We start from the raw sequence: 18,699 nt of genomic DNA, 5'->3' as shown, positions 1-18,699 counted from the left end.
GTAGATATTCATGAGGCTTGATAAATTACTTGCTAACAGCGGCTTTGGTTCAAGAAAAGATGTGAAAAAGCTTGTCAAGGCCCGGGCGGTCACAGTGAATGGAGAAGTGGCAAAGCAGGTGAAAGATCATGTTGATCCATCAAATGATGAAGTGCTCGTACACGGAGAGCGTGTAGAATATAAAGAATTCATTTACTTAATGATGAACAAGCCAGACGGGGTGATCTCAGCAACTGAAGATCTGCGGGATGAAACGGTTGTCGATTTACTTGAGCCGGAGGATATCGCAAGGGAGCCATTCCCTGTGGGGAGACTGGATAAGGATACGGTCGGTCTCCTTCTCCTCACAAATGATGGACAGCTTGCTCATCAATTACTTTCTCCAAAAAAGCATGTGCCAAAAACGTATGAGGTTCATTTGAAATATCCTTTAGGAGATCAAGACATTAAGCGTCTTGAAGAGGGCGTTGTCATCTTAGATGATTATCACACGAAGCCGGCGAAGGTGGAAGTAGATGCGAATGAAGACGAAGATACACGCATCCGTTTAACGATTACTGAAGGGAAGTACCATCAAGTGAAGCTGATGGCGCAAGCGGTGGGAAATGAAGTGATCTTTTTAAAAAGGCTCTCGATGGGGGCTGTCTCTTTAGATGAAGATCTAGCACCTGGAGAGTACCGTGAATTGACGGATGAAGAATTAGACAGCTTAATGAATCGTGAATAACGTAAGAACAAAAGAAAAGAACCGGCATATCGCCGGTTCTTCAGCGTGTAGACAAACCCTCGCATTCTTTGTCAGTCCTGCGCGCTGGTGCTCACGAATGTTAAATTCGCTCCGCGCCAGTGCTCGTTCTTCCTAGACTTCAAAGGTTTTCTATCACGCTGTAAAGAAGACAAAGGGCTAAAATAAAAATCATTTTAGCCCTTCGTCAACAATTTGTAAAAGAAAAGAACCGGCATATCGCCGGTTCTTTTTGTTATATGGACAATTCATTATACGCTTAAGATGATATTTTTACTTTTTTTCTCGTTGTTTCCCATTTGCCTCTGCTTGGACTATGAACAAGATCGTTATAGGCAAGCACGTTTAAGTCTCTTTGAATGGTTCTAGGTGTGATCCCGAATTCATCAACCAGCTCTTGTGTCGTCACAAGACCTTTCTCTTGAATGAACATATAGACTGATTTGATTCGAGTCATCATACGGTTTGTTGAAGGTTTCAAAAAACCACTCCCTATCAATAAGATCGGATGGACTTGACTAACCACAACTTACTACACTAAAACTGCGAAATAAGGACATGCAACAATGGTAAATGTTCGTGTTTGTTAATGTTTTATTCTATTATACACGTTATTATGCATCTAGTTCCACCAAAAAGTCAACTTTACGTGTTTTTAAACTTGTCTTCATGAAATGAAATATGGTATATATCATGATTTGAATCCGGTTACAACCCAATAATGATAAGGGATGCGATTGGAGCTGACATTTTCAAATGTCCGAAAAATAAACACAGAAAATTTACAAAATAAAAAATTCAGTGAAAAGCAAAAAGACACATTCCATGTGAGGATGTGCCTTTTTTGTTTCTGTTATCCTTCTAAGAAAAAGAGCTGAATGAAAAATAAGACCGCAAAGATGAGAACAAGCACATGTACTTCTCTCCATTTCCCTTTCGCCAATTTCACAAGCGGATATGAAATAAATCCAAGTGAAATCCCGGTAGAGATACTAGAAGTCAGCGGCATCGAAAGAATGACAAGAAAAGCAGGGAATGCTTCGTCTAGTTCGTTCCAGCGAATGCGTGACACTGAGTTCATCATCAAACAGCCAACAATGATTAAAACAGGTGATGTGATGGATGGTAAAGAAGAAATCGCTTGAACGAGCGGGCCAAAAAATAATGCCACAATAAACAATGCAGCGACCGTTAGAGACGTCAGCCCAGTTCTTCCGCCAGCAGCAACTCCTGATGATGATTCAATATAAGCAGTGGTTGGGCTTGTACCAAACATAGAACCAACCGTCGTTGCAGCCGAGTCAGCGAGCAGGGCTCTGCGCACTTTTGGCAGCTGGCCATTTTTCATTAATCCGGCTTGTTCTGCAACGCCGATCATCGTGCCTGTTGTATCAAAAATCGTCACCAGTAAGAAGGAGAAGACGACAGCATACAAATGATGAGAGAACACGTCACCAAAGGCAGAGATTGGATTTGTAATCAGCATGCCTTCAGGCAGTGCAGGAATGTCCATCAGCATTTTAGGGAAATGAAGCTGGCCTGTTGCGAGCGCAATCAATGTGGTCGCTAACATACCGATAAACAGTGCACCATTTATTTGCAGAACCATTAAAATAACCGAAATCATTAAGCCGACAAGCGTTAAAATGACAACAGGCGAGCTTAAATTGCCAAGCTTCACAAGGTTTTCTGGATCAGCAGCGATGATCCCAGACTGACGGAGGCCGATGAATGCAATAAAAAGCCCAATTCCTGCTGTAATGCCGTACTTTAAATTATCTGGAATGGCTTGAATCAGTTGTTTTCTAAGGGATGTTAACGATAAAATAATAAAGAGTATACCAGCAACAAATACCGCACTAAACGCTGTTTGATAGCTGATGCCGCCACCGCCGACAACGGTAAAGGTGAAATAGACATTCAGCCCCATGCCTGGTGCAATGGCAATCGGATAGTTTGCAAATAGTGCCATCCAGAGCGTACCGACAACAGCAGCGATGATTGTTGCAGTAAAGACTTGGTCAAAAGGAATACCTGCTTTTGAAAGAATTCCCGGGTTGACGGCAACAATATAGACCATAGTAAAGAATGTCGTCATACCAGCGATTATTTCTTTCTTTATGTTGGTTTGATTTTCTTTTAACTGAAACATAAAATCCTCCATTTACGAACATTATTACAAAACAATTAATATAATATTCGTTTTAAGGGTGGATTGCAACCTTTTTTCAAGGAGGAATGGAAAAATGAATTGGGAAGCTGAAGTAATACGAAAAAAAGACGATTTGATCAAGGACACACAATCTTTTTTACAAATTGAAAGTGTCCTTGATGAAGAAGGCGGCAAAGAAGGAAAGCCATTTGGTGAAAAAGTCGATGATGCCCTGCAGTATATGCTGAAAAAAGGGGAAGACGAAGGCTTCACAGTCAAGAATGTCGACGGCTATGCGGGTCATATTGAATATGGGGAAGGCGATGACATTGTAGGTGTGCTTTGCCATGTGGACGTGGTGCCTGCTGGTGACGGCTGGACAACCCCGCCATTTTCAGCTGACATCAGAGAAAATAAAATCTTTGCACGCGGGGCTATTGATGACAAAGGCCCAACCATGGCGGCATTTTATGCGCTGAAGATCTTAAAAGATTCTGGTCTGCAGCTGTCGAAAAAAATCCGCATGATCATTGGAACAGATGAAGAAAGTGATTGGCGCTGTGTGGATCATTATTTCAAGCATGAGCCAATGCCGCAAATTGGATTTGCACCAGATGCCGATTTTCCGATTATTCATGCGGAAAAAGGGATCATTGATGCGGTTGTGTCATTTACATATCAACAAACAGCGAATCATCCGCGCTATACGCTGAAGCAATTTACATCGGGTATGAGGCTCAATATGGTACCAGATGAGGCAGCTGCTACTGTGACTGCTGCACAGGAACACGATGCTGAATCATTAAAAACAGCCTTCGAAGCCTATCTTGCTGATCACCAATTATCTGGTGAGGTAAAGAACACGGCGGATGGACTGCATTTTACATTAAAAGGGGTATCCGTTCATGCCATGGAGCCGGCGCATGGGACAAATGCGGGCATTCATATGGCGAATTTCTTATGCGGACACGAATTAGATGAGCAGGGACTTGCCTTTACTTCCCAAATCAACGCTTTATTTGATCAAGATACAAGAGGACAAAAGCTGGGAATTGCTTGCAAAGATGAGATTAGTGGAGATTTGACGTTGAATGTTGGGACAATCCGCTTTAAACAGAATGAGGAAGCAAAGCTAGGGTTAAATGTCCGCTATCCAGTAACAGCAGACGGCAAGGACGTCAAAAAAGGAATTGAAAGCATAAAAGGGGCGTCCGTTCTAAAATTCGAAGACAGCCCTCCGCATCACGTCTCAAAAGATCATCCGCTTGTGAAAACCTTGCAGCGGGTATATGAGGAACAAACGGGAGATCCTGCAACCCTTATTGCCATTGGGGGAGGAACGTATGCAAGATCTTTAGAAGCAGGCGTTGCCTTTGGACCTTTATTTCCTGGCAGGCCAGACTGCGCCCATCAAAAGGATGAATATATTGAAATTGATGACTTACTGAGAGCAGCTGCTCTTTACGCACAAGCTATGTATGAATTAGCAAAATAGAAATGGAAAAGAGAAGAGGGGATTCATAGTGAAAAAAATGTTCTTATGCTCTTCATTCAAAGACAGCTATTCTCTCTTATCTGACTTTGCGGGGGAATCATTAAAAGGAAAGCACGTGACTTTCTTTCCAACGGCAAGTGCTGTAGAAGAAGTCACGCACTATGTAGAGGCAGCGAAGGAAGCCTTTCAGCAATTAGGGATGCAGCTTGAGACTGTGCAGATAGATGAACAGTCCGCTGAAGAGATCTCGCAGATGATCAAACAAAATGATGTGATCTACGTGTCAGGAGGCAACACGTTTTATTTATTGCAGGAATTAAGAAAGCATCGTCTCGATGACGTGTTGAAAGAAGAAATCAACAACGGCAAGCTGTACATCGGAGAGTCTGCTGGGAGTATTATCATGGCGCCAAGCATTGAATATATCTCTCTGATGGATGATCAAAAGAAGGCACCGGAGCTTTCATCATATCAAGCTTTCAATGAAATAAGCCGCTATCCAGTACCGCATATGCACAATACCTATTTAGGCGAGGCTGCGCAGCAAATCACAGAGAAGCATCAGCAGACGCTTGATTTATGTCCGCTTACTGATGAACAGGCTTTACTTGTCACAGGGGAGCAGGCTGAGGTGAAATCTGTCAAAGCATCTTAACCAATAAACGAAGAAAAAGGAACAGGGATTCATCGCCCTGTTCCTTTTTTAATCTTGAAAAACATCACTTGATAAGTATCGTTCGCCCGTATCTGCTGTCATACAGATCACAATTTGATCTGCCGGCAATTGCTTGGCTGTTTCAATGGCTGCATAGCAAGCCGCCCCAGAGGATGGGCCTACTAAAATTCCTTCAAGCTGAGCGAGCTGCCGTGTGATGTGGTACGCATCTTCGTCACTTACCTGAACGATGTCATCATAGACGTGCTCGTTTAAAATATGGGGGATAAATCCTGGGCTTGTGCCAACGAGCTTATGCTTCCCAGGTTTCCCGCCAGATAAGACAGGGGAGCCCTTAGGCTCTGCCACACGGATGGTTAAATGAGGGAATGCTTTTTTTAATTCCTCTCCAGTTCCTGTAATAGTACCGCCAGTTCCAGCTGTTGCGACAAAGGCTCCAAGTGGCTGTCCAAGTTGTTTCACAGCTTCCATAATTTCGACTGCTGTTGTTCCTCTATGCGCATCTGGGTTCGCCCTGTTGTCAAATTGCATGGGAATAAAGCTGTGAGGAATTTGAGCAGCCAGTTCCTCAGCCTTACGGATGCAGCCTGGCATTTTTTCTTCTCCTGGGGTTAAGACGACCTGCGCCCCGTATGCCTTCAAAATATTGATTCTTTCCTTTGTCATCGTATCAGGCATGACAAGGATGGCTTTGTAGCCTCTTGCGGCGGCATTCATGGCTAAACCAATCCCTGTATTCCCGCTCGTAGGCTCAATAATGGTTGCTCCTTTTGTGAGCTTCCCTTGTTTTTCTGCTTCAATGATCATATTGTAAGCCGCGCGGTCTTTTACACTTCCGCTCGGATTAAATGATTCCAGCTTTAAGTAAACAGCCGCCGCATTTTCTGGCTGGAGCCGCTGTAATTTGACAAGCGGTGTATCGCCAATCAGCTCAGCTATATTTTGTGCAACTTTCATCAGATGACACCCTTTCTTCTCATTCCGCATTTCTTTAGTTATACTATCATCAATGGGGATTCGTAAAGTTTGTTAAAAAAGGACAGGTGATATTGTGTCAGAAAGCCGTCATTATTTTATAGGGATTCACATCCCTGAACAACTTGCGCATCAAATCAAACAAGACATTGATCAAAGGAGCGGACTGTTCTTTCAAAAATGGACAGCACCACATGATTATCATGTGACCCTTATCTTTTTAGGCGCCATTCCAGAAGAACGTTTAAAAAAGATCATTCACCTGCTTGACATCCTTTCAAATGAAGCGTCTGCATTTCCACTAGAGCTGAATGAGGTAGGGCAGTTTGGTGCGAAGGAACGCCCAAGAGTCTTTTTTGCAAAGCCTCATGAAAGTGAGCCGCTCATGCACTTAAGAGAAAAGGTAAAGGAAGCCGTCTTGTCAGCAGGACACCCTGTTGAAAAGAGACCGTTTCATCCGCATATGACGATTGCGCGCAAATGGAATGCGGATGACCCTTATGAAAAGCAAGCACCTTTACGCAAAGAGCCATATGTGATGGAGGTTTCTCGTATCACTTTATTTGAAATACGTCCGAAGGAAACCCCTCGTTATCACGCAATCAAACAATTTACACTACATAAATGATTCTAGAAGTTGGAGTGAGCAGCAGATGGCGCAAATTATCAAAATTCAAGATTATATATCACGATATGAACAAGACCCGCATCACTATATCAATCAATTCAATCGGTTGAAAAAACAAAGATGGGACGAGTTAAAAAAGGCTTCAAAAGAGGAGGCGCAGCAACCGTTTGATCAAATTCCTCAACAAGCGCCAGAACAAGAGGAAGAAAAGAGAAAGAAATTCTCCTTAAAGAGAAAGCAAAAAGAAGCCGATATGAAAAAGGAACGGGACCTGAGTCTTTTTAACGAGCCGACAGATATAGAGCAAGGGGTTTTCAGAAACGTTCCTACCGATGAAACGAAGCTGATTCACTTTTTTAAGGATCATCTCTTTGAAGTGCAATTAAAATGGGCGAGTTCGACGATTTCACATATTTCAACCGTTTCCCATCATATTCGGTATGATGAAAAGCTGCGGATGCTTGCAAGGCAGCTTCCGGATTCTTATTTTGTGATGTACAAGCCGGTGCTGCTCATTCAAAAAGCTGAGATGGAATTATGTCCGATACTCATCACGCCGCTCGAAGTGATCTGTTTATCTTTCTTAGAGGCTGAGCCAGACAGCGTCTATATCGGAACGAAGGAACGTTTTTGGGAAAAACGGGCGACTGGGAAAGCTGTTCAGTCCGTCTTGAATCCTTGTGCAAGCCTTTTGCGATCTGGCACCGTCGTGTCAAAGATCTTACAGCAAAGTGGTGTAGACCTTCCTGTGAAAAAAATCCTCATCAGCCGAACCTCTTATATTGATTTACCTGAAGTTCCATATGGGATGGAGGTTATCGATAAGAAGAAGGCAGAAGAGTGGTTTGAAAAGCAGCGGAAAAATACGGCGCCGACAAAGCATCAGCAATTTAAGGCGACAAAGGCATTGCTTGCTTATGGTGAATCAGACAGCAAAAGAAGACAGGAATGGCTCGATTAAAGGCATGATGGAAGGTCACGAAAAATGAGACCTGAGTGGAGCTAATATATGAATGAATGGTACTTTATCGTTAATCCAGAAGCAGGACATGGAAAAGGACTCCGCACATGGAGGAGCATAGAGAAAGAATTACAAAAGGTGGAGGTCTCTTATCGATCATTTCTCACCCAGCATGAAGGCCATGCAGAAGTTTTGGCAAGACAAATCAGTGCCATGCAGGATGACAGGCTGAAGCGCTTGATTGTTATTGGCGGTGACGGCACCATTCATGAAGTACTGAATGGCTTAAAGGAAATCGATCATGTGCAGCTTAGTTTTGTCCCTGCTGGTCATTGGAATGATGCTGCGAAGGGTCTCGGTATCCATCGTCATGATGTTCTAAAAGAAGTGAGAAAGCAAAAGAGAATGCTCACCAAAACATTTTCTCTCGGCTCCTTTCAAGATCATGCCGAAAGTCCGCAATCTGTTCTCTTTCTCAATCATATCGGTGCGGGGTTTGACGCACATGTACTGAGGAAAACGGTGCATTTTAGAGGGAAAAAGTGGCTGAAACGGCTGGGGCTTGGCTTTATCATCTACCCTCTGTCATTTCTCCATTCTTTATGGTCGTTTAAGCCGTTTGATCTTGCGTTATTTATTGAAAATGAGAAGAAAGTCTTTCGCCAAGTGTGGTTTGTGATCGTCTGCAATCACCCGTATTACGGGGGAGGGCTGGAAGCGGCACCGGAAGTGAGTGCGAGGCAGCCAGGTTTTCAAACGTTGGTTGTCACAGATTTGAATCCATTCAAAGTCCTCTTGTTTCTAAGCGCGATGGTGTTCCGAAAGCACCTTGGGATGAAGGGGGTTACCCTGTTTCAGCATGAGGAAGCGTTTTTAGAAGCAGATGAAAAAATCTTATTTCACGCAGATGGAGAAGTGATCGGCGCAACGCCTGTCTTTGTAAAGGCAAGTGAACGATCCTTAAAATTACGTGCTTAAATAACTTGCGGTATATCCTTAGTCAAAGAACCATGAAAAAAGCCTTCTTTTTCGTAAGGTTCTTGTCCTGATTTTTTAGTTTTGCTTGACGAGTATAAGAAGGTAACGATAAAATCTATAGGACGGCTATTGTTTAGCATCTCATTCTCAATAGCTGTCCTTTTTGTTTTTATGATCATATAAATAAAAAAAGAAACAGCCAATTGATCCTCAATCGGCTGAATTTTGTCGACTAAAAAAGCAAGATTTAAAATATTTTAAGAAATGATGGGTTGAAAATTGATATGAACTGGTTGGGACAAATATTAGGTAGCGAATGGCACATCTCTCCGGCTGGAGGCGCTACGGGAGATGCGTACTTCGCAACACACAATGACCAAAAGCTATTTTTAAAACGCAATACGTCACCGTTTCTTGCGGTTTTGTCAGCTGAAGGCATTGTGCCGAAGCTTGTCTGGACAAAACGGATGGAAAATGGAGATGTGATTACTGCACAGCACTGGCTGAGCGGCAGAGAGCTGAAGCCAAAGGACATGAATGATCGTCCTGTAGCAGAGCAGCTAAGAAAAATTCATACATCAAAAGAATTGCTCGATATGCTGAAACGATTAGAGAAGCACTCTCTAGACCCAGAATCCATTCTGATGCATCTGAAACAGTCCATATTAAACGAGCAAATTGATTCACAAGACATTTCGCGTGCCATCCAGTATTTAGAGAAGCATGTGGAGGCTGTCCATTTTGAGGACAAGGTCGTCTGTCATTGCGATCTCAATCATAATAATTGGCTGCTGACAGATGAAAACCAGCTCTATTTGATCGATTGGGATGGGGCGATGATTGCAGACCCAGCGATTGATCTTGGACCGCTTTTATACCATTATGTTGAGGAAGAGAACTGGGAAAGCTGGCTCTCTATGTACGGCGCCCCGCTGACGGACAATTTGCGAAAGCGCATGGCGTGGTACGTGCTCGCTGAAACCGTATCGTTTGTCGTTTGGCATAAACGAAAAGGGAATGAAAAGGCGCAAAAAGAAGTGCAAGCGGAGCTAAATGCACTCTTAAAACGGTTAAACATCCATTAAGACAGTGGAATGTTCTCGACCCACTCAGACAGATGTGATTGATGCTCCTCAATATGTGCATCAATTGAACTGACAGAGGTGCCCTTTTGGCTGTAATCATAAATATCTGTTAACAGCTGACGAATGTCGGCATCCAGATCTTCTTTTGCCAGCATTAATTGAATCACGCGTCCCACCTGTTCATATTCTGCAACAGTCCCGCAGCAATCCAGCTGGTGATCGGTTAAAATATCTTTGATTAATTGAAGCTGATGTTGACGGTTTAAACCCATACAAATGCTCCTTTCCTGCGTGTCATTTATGAGGTTAAACTGTGCATTCAGCGTCCAATTTATACATGCGGCAGACCAGCTCAAGCGAAGGGCTGGTCTTTTTATATGGACATAGAAGATGCTGTCTTGCGGGTCTTTATGTTTCATGGTATCTTGATAAAATGTAAAGAAAATAGAGGTGTATCAAATTGAGAATGCGACATAAACCATGGGCGGATGATTACTTAGCTGAGAATGCTCATATTGCTTTAGCAAGTCCCGAGCAATATAAAGGGAAATGGCATGAGCTGTTTGGAAATGATCATCCAATCCATATCGAAGTTGGGACAGGAAAAGGGAGCTTTATTGCTGGAATGGGCAAGCTTCATCCTGATATCAACTATATTGGCATTGAATTATTTAAAAGTGTTATTGTGACGGCAGTAGATAAAATCAAAGAGACAGATGTTGAAAATGTAAAGCTTTTGAACATCAATGCTGAGACGCTGACAGATGTGTTTGCGGAAAATGAGATTGACCGGGTGTATTTGAATTTCTCTGATCCGTGGCCAAAAGCAAGACACGAAAAGCGCAGATTGACGTTTAAAACCTTTTTAGAGCGATATGAACATATACTCCGTCCAGGCGGTGAGTTACATTTCAAAACAGATAACCGCGGGTTATTTGAATATTCCTTAAAAAGTTTTTCTGCATATGGCCTTCTTTTAACGTATGTCAGCCTAGATTTACATGAGGACGGCTTAGAAGAAAACGTGATGACTGAATATGAAGAGAAATTCTCGTCTATGGGACAACCCATCTATCGATCAGAAGTCAAATTCCCAGAATAACAAGTGACATCAAGCTGGCTGCAAAGAAAAATGGCAGCCGGCTTTTTTTATGAAAAGATTGGTGCATGCGATTTTTGGCTGTATTTGCTACGATAGAAAAAGGAGGGATGACAGCAATGGAGACAATGAAAATAGGTGAAATGGAACTGTTTTGGTTAAACGGGGGAGATACGCACATGGACGGCGGAGCGATGTTTGGTGTCGTGCCAAAGCCATTATGGTCAAAAAAATACCCGGTAAATGACCGCAATCAAATTGAATTACGATGTGATCCAATTCTCATTCGGTGGAAAGGTCTTCATCTGTTAGTGGATTCCGGCATCGGATCAGGGAAGCTGACAGATAAACAAAAACGCAATTACGGCGTGACAGAGGAAACCAAATTGGAAGAATCTCTAGCGGCGCTTGGCCTGCGCCCATCAGATATTGATTACGTATTGATGACACATCTGCACTTCGATCATGCCAGCGGATTAACAAAACGTGAAGGCGATAAGCTCGTGTCTGTTTTTCAGCAGGCAAAAATCATCACATCGAAAATCGAATGGGATGAAATGAGAGCGCCAAACATTCGCTCAAGAAATACATATTGGAAAGAAAACTGGGAGCCTGTGGCAGACCAAGTGGTCACATTTGAAGAAAGCATCGAAGTGACAGAAGGAATCGAGCTGCATCATACAGGCGGCCATAGCAATGGTCATAGTATTTTAACGCTCACAAGTGAGGGCGAAACAGCGATTCATTTAGCTGATATCATGCCAACACACGCTCATAAAAATCCACTCTGGGTTCTGGCATATGATGATTACCCAATGACCTCGATTCCAGCCAAGCAAAAGTGGCAGGCATATGCTGAAGAAAAAAATGCATGGTACTTGTTTTATCATGATGCCATTTATCGTGCTGTAAAATGGGACGAAGATGGGCAGATCACACACGACATCAAAAGAGAAACAGGAAGATAAAAGATCATCTGTATGTTTTATTCGCCTTTCACACAAAATAACGACAAAATGAACTTGTGAAAGGAAGAGTGCAGGTGAACCAATTTTATCGTGTACATGGTGATGTGATCGAAACACCATTAAGAGGGTTGGAAGTCATGTCAGTCCCTTATTTAAACAAAGGGGTTGCATTTACAAAGGAAGAGCGGGAGGAGCTCGGTTTAAAGGGATTCCTTCCGCCTAAGGTCTTAACCTTAGAGGATCAAGCAAAGCGTGCATATGAGCAATTTAAGGCACAGCCGGATGAACTGGGAAAAAATGTGTATTTAACATCACTTCATGACAGAAACGAAGTGCTTTTTTACAAACTATTAAATGAGCACTTAGCGGAAATGCTTCCGATTGTCTACACGCCGACTGTAGGAACGGCTATTCAGCGTTATAGCCATGAGTATCGAAAGCCGAGAGGGCTGTATTTATCGATTGATGATCTGGAAGGCATGGAGGAGATTTTTGCCTCTTATGGTGTCGATGAATCAATCGACTTAATCGTTGCAACGGATGCAGAAGGCATTTTAGGCATTGGAGACTGGGGTGTAGGCGGGATTGCCATTTCAGTTGGAAAACTTGCTGTTTATACAGCTGCAGCAGGCATTGATCCCAGCCGCGTGCTGGCAGTAGTGCTTGATGCCGGAACGAACCAGGAAAGTCTCTTGAATGATCCGCTTTATGTTGGAAACCAGCACTCCCGCGTTCGAGGAGAGCGCTATGATCAGTTCATTGATCAATATGTCGAGCTTGCCCGCGCTACTTTCCCAAATGCCCTCCTTCACTGGGAAGACTTTGGGACAAAGAATGCACGTGCGATATTGGAAAAATATAAGGACCGTATTTGTACATTTAACGATGACATTCAAGGGACTGGCGCCGTTTCACTTGCTGCAGTTCTGGCATGTGCAAAAGCTTCGAAGGTTCCGCTGAAAGATCACCGTATTGTCATTTTTGGAGCGGGTACGGCAGGTATTGGCATAGCCGAGCAAATCCGTGATGCCATTGTCAGAGATGGAGTCAAAGAAGAGGAGTCCTATGATCATTTCTGGTGTATTGATAAAACGGGGCTGCTCACAGATGATTCACCTGACATTCAGCCATTTCAAAAGCCGTATGCAAGGCGCTCTGACGAAGTAAAGGATTATGCCCGTAATGGTCCAAAGCATTCGATTGATCTATTAGAGGTCGTCAAGCAGGCGAAACCAACAATCTTAATTGGCACTTCGACGGTCGGAGGAGCATTTACAGAGGAAATTGTAAAAGAAATGGCGTCACACGTGGAGCGTCCTGCGATTTTACCGATGTCGAATCCGACACCTCTTTCAGAAGCAAAGCCGCAAGATCTGATCGAGTGGACTGAAGGACGTGCCCTTGTGACAACGGGAAGTCCATTTGATCCTGTCGAATATGGCGGTGTCACATATGAAATTGGACAAGCGAATAATGCCCTTGTCTTCCCAGGCCTTGGTCTAGGCACAATTGTGTCAAAAGCACGCCTCATGACAGACAGTATGTTTGTTGCGAGTGCTGAAGCCATTGCAAGCATGGTCAATGTTGGGAAGCCGGGTGCAGCGATGCTGCCAAGTGTCGATCAGCTTCGAACCGTTTCAGCGACAGTAGCCGTCCGTGTGGCGCAGGCAGCAATTGATGAAGGAATTGCAGAAGAAACGCCTGATGATCTCATTCAGGCTGTGCAGGACGCTATGTGGCATCCTGTTTACAAAAAAATCAAAGCCATATAAAAAAAGCTTCGCAAGGACATGTCTTTGCGAAGCTTTCTTGATCAAGCAACAGAATCAATTACATCCACGATCATGCCAGTTTTGGCATCAATCATCACTTCATACTGTTCAAGCTCACCAAAGGCAGAGCGGGTAATGCCAGATTTGTATACATCAATCGTTTCGCCATTTACGGTATACGGTTCTGGTACAGTATAAATCCAAGAGCCATCAATCGGGCCGCGCTGTTTAAAAGCAGATTTCACAATTTTTAATGCTTTTTCAGATGAGATATACGTAGGGAAAAATACTTTCTTTGCAACAATTGCAGCGGCTACGCCAATACTCGCACCAATCAGAACATGTTTTAACTTCAACGTGCTGCACCTCCGTATTGCTGTTTTTTCCATTATACAAAACTTGTCCAACGATGTTAAGGAATCCGAATACTTGAAAGCATATTCAAAATTTCTGGAGAGATACTTGGAAAACCGAAAGAATTCTTATAGTATAAAGTGAGTGTTATTTTTATAGGAATATATATGGTCATTACATAGAAACGAGGTAAACTGTAGAATGAACGAAGAAACATTGTCGCTTTTCCGAAATTTAACAGAATTACAGGGAACTCCAGGAAATGAGCACCATGTGCGTGCTTTTATGAAAAAGGAACTTGAGAAATATTCTGATGAACTCATTCAAGACCGTCTTGGCGGAGTGTTTGGCGTACGCAAGGGACCGGAAAACGCACCGAAAATTATGGTAGCGGGTCATATGGATGAAGTCGGATTCATGGTCTCATCGATTACGAAAAACGGGATGATTCGTTTTCAAACACTTGGCGGCTGGTGGAGTCAAGTCATGCTGGCGCAGCGTGTGGACGTCCATACCGATCACGGGCCAATTCCTGGTGTCGTCTCTAGTACACCTCCTCACCTTCTCACGCCAGAACAAAAAAGCAAACCTGTGAAGCCGTCAGATATGCTTATTGATATTGGTGCAGACAGTGAAGAAGAGGCAAAAGAGCTTGGCGTTCGTCCAGGACAGCAAATCGTTCCTGCAACGGTTTTTAACCCAATGGCGAATCCAAAAAAGATTTTAGCGAAGGCTTGGGATAACCGCTATGGCTGCGGCCTTGCAATTGAATTATTAAAAGAATTAAAAGACGAATCACTTTCATGTCAGCTGTACTCAGGAGCAACTGTTCAAGAGGAAGTTGGGCTTAGAGGAGCTGAGGTAGCTGCGAATATGATTCAGCCAGATCTTTTCTTCGCTTTAGATGCGAGTCCTGCAAACGATGTGACAGGTGACAAAACACAGTTCGGCCAGCTTGGAAAAGGTGCACTTCTGCGTATTTTTGATCGGACAATGATTACGCACCGCGGAATGAGAGACTTTGTGCTTGATACTGCTGAGACAAACAACATTCCATATCAATATTTCGTATCACCGGGTGGTACGGACGCTGGACGTGTTCATATTTCAAACCAAGGTGTGCCTTCTGCTGTCATTGGGGTTTGCGCACGCTACATTCATACAAGTCATTCTGTTTTGCATGTGGACGATTACGCAGCGGCAAAAGAGTTAATTGTCCGCCTTGTCAAAAATTGTGATCAAAGTACAGTGGATTCTATTTACCAACAAGTATAAATAGAATAGAAAAAGGCTGCTTCTTCAATGAGAGCAGCCTTTTTTCTTATTGCTGTTCAAACACATAAGATAACGCCTTGATCGCTTGGTTTACGGTTTCCACAGTGATATTTGCTTTGTTTGAGAGTTCCTTTAACGGGTGGTGCAGCTCTTTTGGACGGATTAAAATAAGAGGTTTCCCTTTTGCAATCGCAGCAGATGCATCCATGGCTGTGTTCCACTGCTTATATTTCTCACCAAAGCGCGCAATGACGACATCTGCTTTGTTTAATAAAATTTCAGTGCGGAAATTATTCAAATCAGAAGCTGCATCATCTTTGAAAATGGCATTCGGCTGCTCACCTAAAATATCCTCACCGATGTTATCTGAGCGGTCATGATTTTCCATTGGACCGACAAATGTCACCGGCAGCTTCAAAGATTGGCTTTTCTCCTTGATTTCATCACGCCACTGGCTATGAATTTCTCCAGCTAAATAGACAGTTAATTGCATAACGATCTCCTCCTTTTGTACAAACTTAGTAAAGGTTTGTCCTGTTTCTTTTCATGTTACACAAGAAGTGCTTGATAAAGCAAAAAAAATATGATTATGATATTCATGGTAGAGACTATTTTTCATCGCAAGAATACTACATATAATGGGAAGGACAGGCCTCTTCGTCTTTCCTATGAGAAAGCAGGAAGACGACGTTGATGACTTATTTAAAAAGAAAGGGGATCTCCCTTTCGCCAAAGGTGTATTTCATTGATGCACTTTCTTATATGGCTTTAGGTCTATTTGCTACATTAGTGGTAGGACTGATTTTAAAAACAGCAGGCGGTCTGTTATCACTTCCACTCATCATTAAAATGGGAACCCTTGCCATGGGGCTCATGGGACCGGCGATCGGCGTAGCGGTTGCGTACCGTTTACATGCATCTCCCTTGATCATTTTTGCAAGTGTTGTCTCAGGCGCTGCAGGAGCAGAGCTTGGGGGGCCTGCTGGAAGCTTTGCCGCAGCATTAATTGGTGTGGAACTCGGCAAGCTGGTCAGTGGTGAGACAAAAATTGATATTATTTTAACGCCGCTTGTCACCATTATCACTGGCTTTTTCACCGCTGCCCTAATCGGACCTGGAATTGAAGCCATGATGACAGGGCTCGGCAGGCTCATCATGTGGGGGACAGATCAAAGCCCGCTGATCATGGGCATGCTGGTAGCGACCATTGTTGGACTTGCTCTCAGTTCTCCGATCTCAAGTGCTGCACTTGCGCTCATGCTTGACTTAAGCGGGTCAGCTGCTGGTGCTGCAACGATTGGCTGCTGTGCTCAAATGGTCGGCTTTGCCGCTGCAGGCTTTAGAGAAAATCGCTTTGGCGGTCTTGCGGCTGTCGGCATTGGAACGTCAAAGTTGCAGCTTTCGAACATTGTGAAAAACCCCCTCATCCTGATTCCGCCGACAATTGCTGGTCTGATTCTCGCGCCAATTGGTATTATTGGCTTTGGGATGGTCAATAATGCGGCAGGAGCGGGAATGGGAACGAGCGGGCTTGTTGGACAACTCATGACGCTGACCGTCATGGGGTTTCATCCATCTGTATTTCTGGCGATCGCTCTCTTGCATATCGTTGGCCCGGCAGTGATTAGTTTGGTAGTATCAGAATGGATGAGAAAGAAAGGCTATATACAATTCGGAGATTTAACCATACAAACTGGAGGAATGAAACATGAAAAAAATTGAATCAAACGAAGAATTACAAAAAGTGATTCAAGAAGACTTAACCGTATTGCTATTTTCGGCTGACTGGTGCCCGGACTGCACATTTATTGAGCCATTCTTGCCAGAGCTTGAAGCAAACTACCCAGAATTTGAGTACTTCTATGTCGATAGAGACAAGTTCATTGACACTTGTGCAGAGTGGGAAATTTACGGTATTCCTAGCTTTTTAGTCTTTAAAAACGGACAAGAGATTAACCGCTTTGTCAGCAAAGATCGTAAGACAAAGGAAGAGATTGAAGCATTTTTAACAGATTCTCTTTCTAAATAACGAAAGGAGAGTCTAAAACGATGGCAAAAATGACATCAAGACAGCTTGCGAATGAACTCAAAAGCCGTCTGACGAACGACAGCTGGTCACACGAGTTTGACCGGGAAAAAGATACGCTTCGTATTGAAGATAAACAAACAGGCAAAGGCATCACACTAGAACTCCCGCCAATTATTGCAAAGTGGGAAGTAAAGCCTGATGAAACAATCGATGAGATCGTCTATTATGTGAAAGAAGCGCTGAGTGCCATGAAAGGCGAAGCGCAGCACATCTCAGGAAAAGAAAAGCAGATCTATCCGGTCATTCGTTCCACTTCCTTTCCTGAGGCATCAAGTGATGGGATTCCGCTCGTGTTTGATGAGCATACAGCAGAAACGAGAATCTACTATGCGCTTGACCTTGGAAGCACCTACCGACTAATTGATGAAAAGATGCTCCAAAAGGAAAACTGGACAAAAGAGCGAATCAGAGAAACTGCAAGCTTCAACGTCCGTTCTCTAGAAACAGTAGTGAAAATGGATGAAGTGGCAGGCAACCGGTTTTATTTCTTCCGTGCAAATGACGGGTATGACGCCAGCAGACTTTTAAATGAATCGTTATTACAAGAATACGCGCAAAAAATAGAAGGGCAGATGGCAATTTCTGTTCCCCATCAAGATGTATTCATCATTGCAGATGTTCGCAATGATTCAGGCTATGATATTTTAGGACAGATGTCGATGAGCTTCTTCGCCAGCGGCACGGTTCCGATTACCGCATTGTCATTTTTATATGACGAGGGTAAGCTTGAACCGATCTTTATACTTGCAAAAAGCAGACCAAAACAGCAGTAGAAGGGAATTTTGAAGAATGAACGTTTTTTATAATGCAGAAGGTGTAGGCGACACACTCCTTATTTCATTGAAAGATGTGACGAGAGAAGAAGTAGGTCATGAGACGTTTGGAGATGTTGTACGAATCTTCAATCAAGAAACAAAAGAAACAACAGGCTTTAATATCTTCAATGCGTCCACTTACATGAAAATTGAAGAAAACGGATCTGTTCCGCTTTCTGAAACCATTGTTCAAGATATCAATGAAATTTTAAACCGTAACGGTGTCAGTGAAACGTTGACTGTGGATCTATCACCAAAATTTGTTGTCGGCTATGTAAAGGAAAAAGAAAAGCATCCGAATGCAGATAAATTAAACATTTGCCAAGTTGATGTGGGCGATGAAACCTTACAAATCGTGTGCGGTGCACCAAACGTTGACCAAGGCCAATATGTTGTGGTGGCGAAGGTCGGTGCAGTGATGCCAAGCGGTATGGTCATCAAAGATGCTGAGCTAAGAGGCGTTCCATCAAGCGGTATGATTTGTTCTGCAAAAGAGTTAGATCTTCCAGACGCACCTGCTGAAAAAGGGATTCTTGTTTTAGATGGAAGCCATCAAGCTGGCGAACCCTTTAAAGCGTAACCTCCCATAAACGGGCACATAGGAGCGAAGAATGTGTTATACCAAAAGTCAC

The 18,699-nt window shown here is 43.3% G+C and carries 21 protein-coding genes; 15 read left to right on the top strand and 6 right to left on the bottom strand.

The window, feature by feature from the left end; translation table 11 throughout:
• The first annotated feature begins 10 nt into the window (after positions 1-10).
• Positions 11-727 (top strand): pseudouridine synthase, encoded by a 717-nt coding sequence (locus MHB66_RS13840; RefSeq protein ID WP_046312109.1) that lies wholly within the window; start codon positions 11-13, stop codon positions 725-727.
• A 277-nt stretch (positions 728-1,004) separates the two neighbouring features.
• Here MHB66_RS13840 and MHB66_RS13835 read toward each other — a convergent pair whose 3' ends face one another.
• Both MHB66_RS13835 and MHB66_RS13830 read right to left on the bottom strand, forming a co-directional pair.
• On the bottom strand, positions 1,005-1,226 hold the full coding sequence (locus MHB66_RS13835) for a DeoR family transcriptional regulator (RefSeq protein ID WP_008356419.1): 222 nt from the start codon (positions 1,224-1,226) through the stop codon (positions 1,005-1,007).
• A gap of 372 nt (positions 1,227-1,598) precedes the next feature.
• On the bottom strand, positions 1,599-2,897 hold the full coding sequence (locus MHB66_RS13830; protein ID WP_041114957.1) for an NCS2 family permease: 1,299 nt from the start codon (positions 2,895-2,897) through the stop codon (positions 1,599-1,601).
• Positions 2,898-2,991: 94 nt separating this feature from the next.
• On the opposite strand from MHB66_RS13830, the gene pepV reads away from it, so the two are divergent.
• A complete protein-coding gene (gene pepV, locus MHB66_RS13825; RefSeq protein ID WP_046312107.1) occupies positions 2,992-4,392 on the top strand; it encodes a dipeptidase PepV in 1,401 nt (466 codons plus the stop codon).
• A 28-nt stretch (positions 4,393-4,420) separates the two neighbouring features.
• Positions 4,421-5,047 (top strand): Type 1 glutamine amidotransferase-like domain-containing protein, encoded by a 627-nt coding sequence (locus MHB66_RS13820; RefSeq protein WP_046312106.1) that lies wholly within the window; start codon positions 4,421-4,423, stop codon positions 5,045-5,047.
• A 48-nt stretch (positions 5,048-5,095) separates the two neighbouring features.
• Here MHB66_RS13820 and cysK read toward each other — a convergent pair whose 3' ends face one another.
• On the bottom strand, positions 5,096-6,028 hold the full coding sequence (cysK, locus tag MHB66_RS13815) for a cysteine synthase A (protein ID WP_185907636.1): 933 nt from the start codon (positions 6,026-6,028) through the stop codon (positions 5,096-5,098).
• Positions 6,029-6,119: 91 nt separating this feature from the next.
• Here cysK and thpR point away from each other — a divergent pair, with 91 nt between their 5' ends.
• The 4 genes from thpR (at position 6,120) to MHB66_RS13795 (ending at position 9,695) form a co-directional block, all read left to right on the top strand.
• Positions 6,120-6,671: an RNA 2',3'-cyclic phosphodiesterase gene (gene thpR, locus MHB66_RS13810; protein WP_046312102.1), complete on the top strand. Its 552-nt coding sequence runs from the start codon at positions 6,120-6,122 to the stop codon at positions 6,669-6,671.
• Between the two features lie 25 nt (positions 6,672-6,696).
• The gene (locus tag MHB66_RS13805) at positions 6,697-7,632 is read left to right on the top strand and encodes a hypothetical protein (protein WP_024424870.1); all 936 of its coding nucleotides are present in this window, start codon (positions 6,697-6,699) and stop codon (positions 7,630-7,632) included.
• 48 nt (positions 7,633-7,680) lie between these two features.
• Positions 7,681-8,610, top strand: coding sequence for a YegS/Rv2252/BmrU family lipid kinase (locus MHB66_RS13800; protein ID WP_034279500.1), 930 nt, complete (start codon positions 7,681-7,683; stop codon positions 8,608-8,610).
• Between the two features lie 284 nt (positions 8,611-8,894).
• The gene (locus MHB66_RS13795; RefSeq protein ID WP_024424868.1) at positions 8,895-9,695 is read left to right on the top strand and encodes a phosphotransferase family protein; all 801 of its coding nucleotides are present in this window, start codon (positions 8,895-8,897) and stop codon (positions 9,693-9,695) included.
• Here MHB66_RS13795 and MHB66_RS13790 read toward each other — a convergent pair.
• Positions 9,692-9,967: a YtzH-like family protein gene (locus MHB66_RS13790; RefSeq protein ID WP_024424867.1), complete on the bottom strand. Its 276-nt coding sequence runs from the start codon at positions 9,965-9,967 to the stop codon at positions 9,692-9,694. The genes MHB66_RS13795 and MHB66_RS13790 overlap by 4 nt on opposite strands.
• A 188-nt stretch (positions 9,968-10,155) precedes the next feature.
• On the opposite strand from MHB66_RS13790, the gene trmB reads away from it, so the two are divergent.
• The 3 genes from trmB to MHB66_RS13775 all read left to right on the top strand — a co-directional run bounded on the left by trmB (position 10,156) and on the right by MHB66_RS13775 (position 13,534).
• Positions 10,156-10,797, top strand: a complete 642-nt coding sequence (gene trmB, locus MHB66_RS13785) for a tRNA (guanosine(46)-N7)-methyltransferase TrmB (protein ID WP_046312098.1) — start codon at positions 10,156-10,158, stop codon at positions 10,795-10,797.
• A 116-nt stretch (positions 10,798-10,913) separates the two neighbouring features.
• Positions 10,914-11,762: an MBL fold metallo-hydrolase gene (locus tag MHB66_RS13780; protein ID WP_034279506.1), complete on the top strand. Its 849-nt coding sequence runs from the start codon at positions 10,914-10,916 to the stop codon at positions 11,760-11,762.
• Between the two features lie 74 nt (positions 11,763-11,836).
• Positions 11,837-13,534 (top strand): NAD-dependent malic enzyme, encoded by a 1,698-nt coding sequence (locus MHB66_RS13775; RefSeq protein ID WP_046312096.1) that lies wholly within the window; start codon positions 11,837-11,839, stop codon positions 13,532-13,534.
• Between the two features lie 41 nt (positions 13,535-13,575).
• Here MHB66_RS13775 and MHB66_RS13770 read toward each other — a convergent pair whose 3' ends face one another.
• On the bottom strand, positions 13,576-13,890 hold the full coding sequence (locus tag MHB66_RS13770) for a PepSY domain-containing protein (RefSeq protein ID WP_003217759.1): 315 nt from the start codon (positions 13,888-13,890) through the stop codon (positions 13,576-13,578).
• 199 nt (positions 13,891-14,089) lie between these two features.
• On the opposite strand from MHB66_RS13770, the gene MHB66_RS13765 reads away from it, so the two are divergent.
• Entirely contained in the window at positions 14,090-15,163 is a 1,074-nt protein-coding gene (locus MHB66_RS13765; protein ID WP_046312095.1) for a M42 family metallopeptidase, read from the top strand.
• Between the two features lie 46 nt (positions 15,164-15,209).
• On the opposite strand, the gene MHB66_RS13760 is transcribed toward MHB66_RS13765, so the two are convergent.
• The gene (locus tag MHB66_RS13760) at positions 15,210-15,656 is read right to left on the bottom strand and encodes a YtoQ family protein (protein WP_024426182.1); all 447 of its coding nucleotides are present in this window, start codon (positions 15,654-15,656) and stop codon (positions 15,210-15,212) included.
• Positions 15,657-15,856: 200 nt separating this feature from the next.
• On the opposite strand from MHB66_RS13760, the gene MHB66_RS13755 reads away from it, so the two are divergent.
• Genes MHB66_RS13755 through ytpR form a run of 4 tightly spaced genes read left to right on the top strand, consistent with a single transcriptional unit; the run spans position 15,857 to position 18,647 of the window.
• Positions 15,857-16,885 carry a PTS sugar transporter subunit IIC gene (locus tag MHB66_RS13755; RefSeq protein WP_046312093.1) on the top strand — a complete coding sequence of 343 codons (1,029 nt, stop codon included), beginning with the start codon at positions 15,857-15,859 and terminating at the stop codon, positions 16,883-16,885.
• Complete coding sequence (locus tag MHB66_RS13750) at positions 16,872-17,192, top strand: thioredoxin family protein (RefSeq protein ID WP_024424860.1); 321 nt, start codon at positions 16,872-16,874, stop codon at positions 17,190-17,192. Before MHB66_RS13755 ends, MHB66_RS13750 begins: the two co-directional genes overlap by 14 nt.
• A gap of 20 nt (positions 17,193-17,212) precedes the next feature.
• The gene (locus tag MHB66_RS13745) at positions 17,213-18,025 is read left to right on the top strand and encodes a DUF1444 domain-containing protein (protein WP_034279516.1); all 813 of its coding nucleotides are present in this window, start codon (positions 17,213-17,215) and stop codon (positions 18,023-18,025) included.
• A gap of 16 nt (positions 18,026-18,041) precedes the next feature.
• Positions 18,042-18,647 carry a YtpR family tRNA-binding protein gene (ytpR, locus tag MHB66_RS13740; RefSeq protein WP_024424858.1) on the top strand — a complete coding sequence of 202 codons (606 nt, stop codon included), beginning with the start codon at positions 18,042-18,044 and terminating at the stop codon, positions 18,645-18,647.
• The last annotated feature ends 52 nt before the right edge of the window (positions 18,648-18,699 follow it).

This window comes from Bacillus sp. FSL L8-0167, from assembly GCF_038630295.1.
Classification (GTDB): domain Bacteria; phylum Bacillota; class Bacilli; order Bacillales; family Bacillaceae; genus Bacillus; species Bacillus safensis.
Note: the sequence above shows the minus strand (reverse complement) of the source record. Positions and strands in the feature narration are given on the sequence as shown.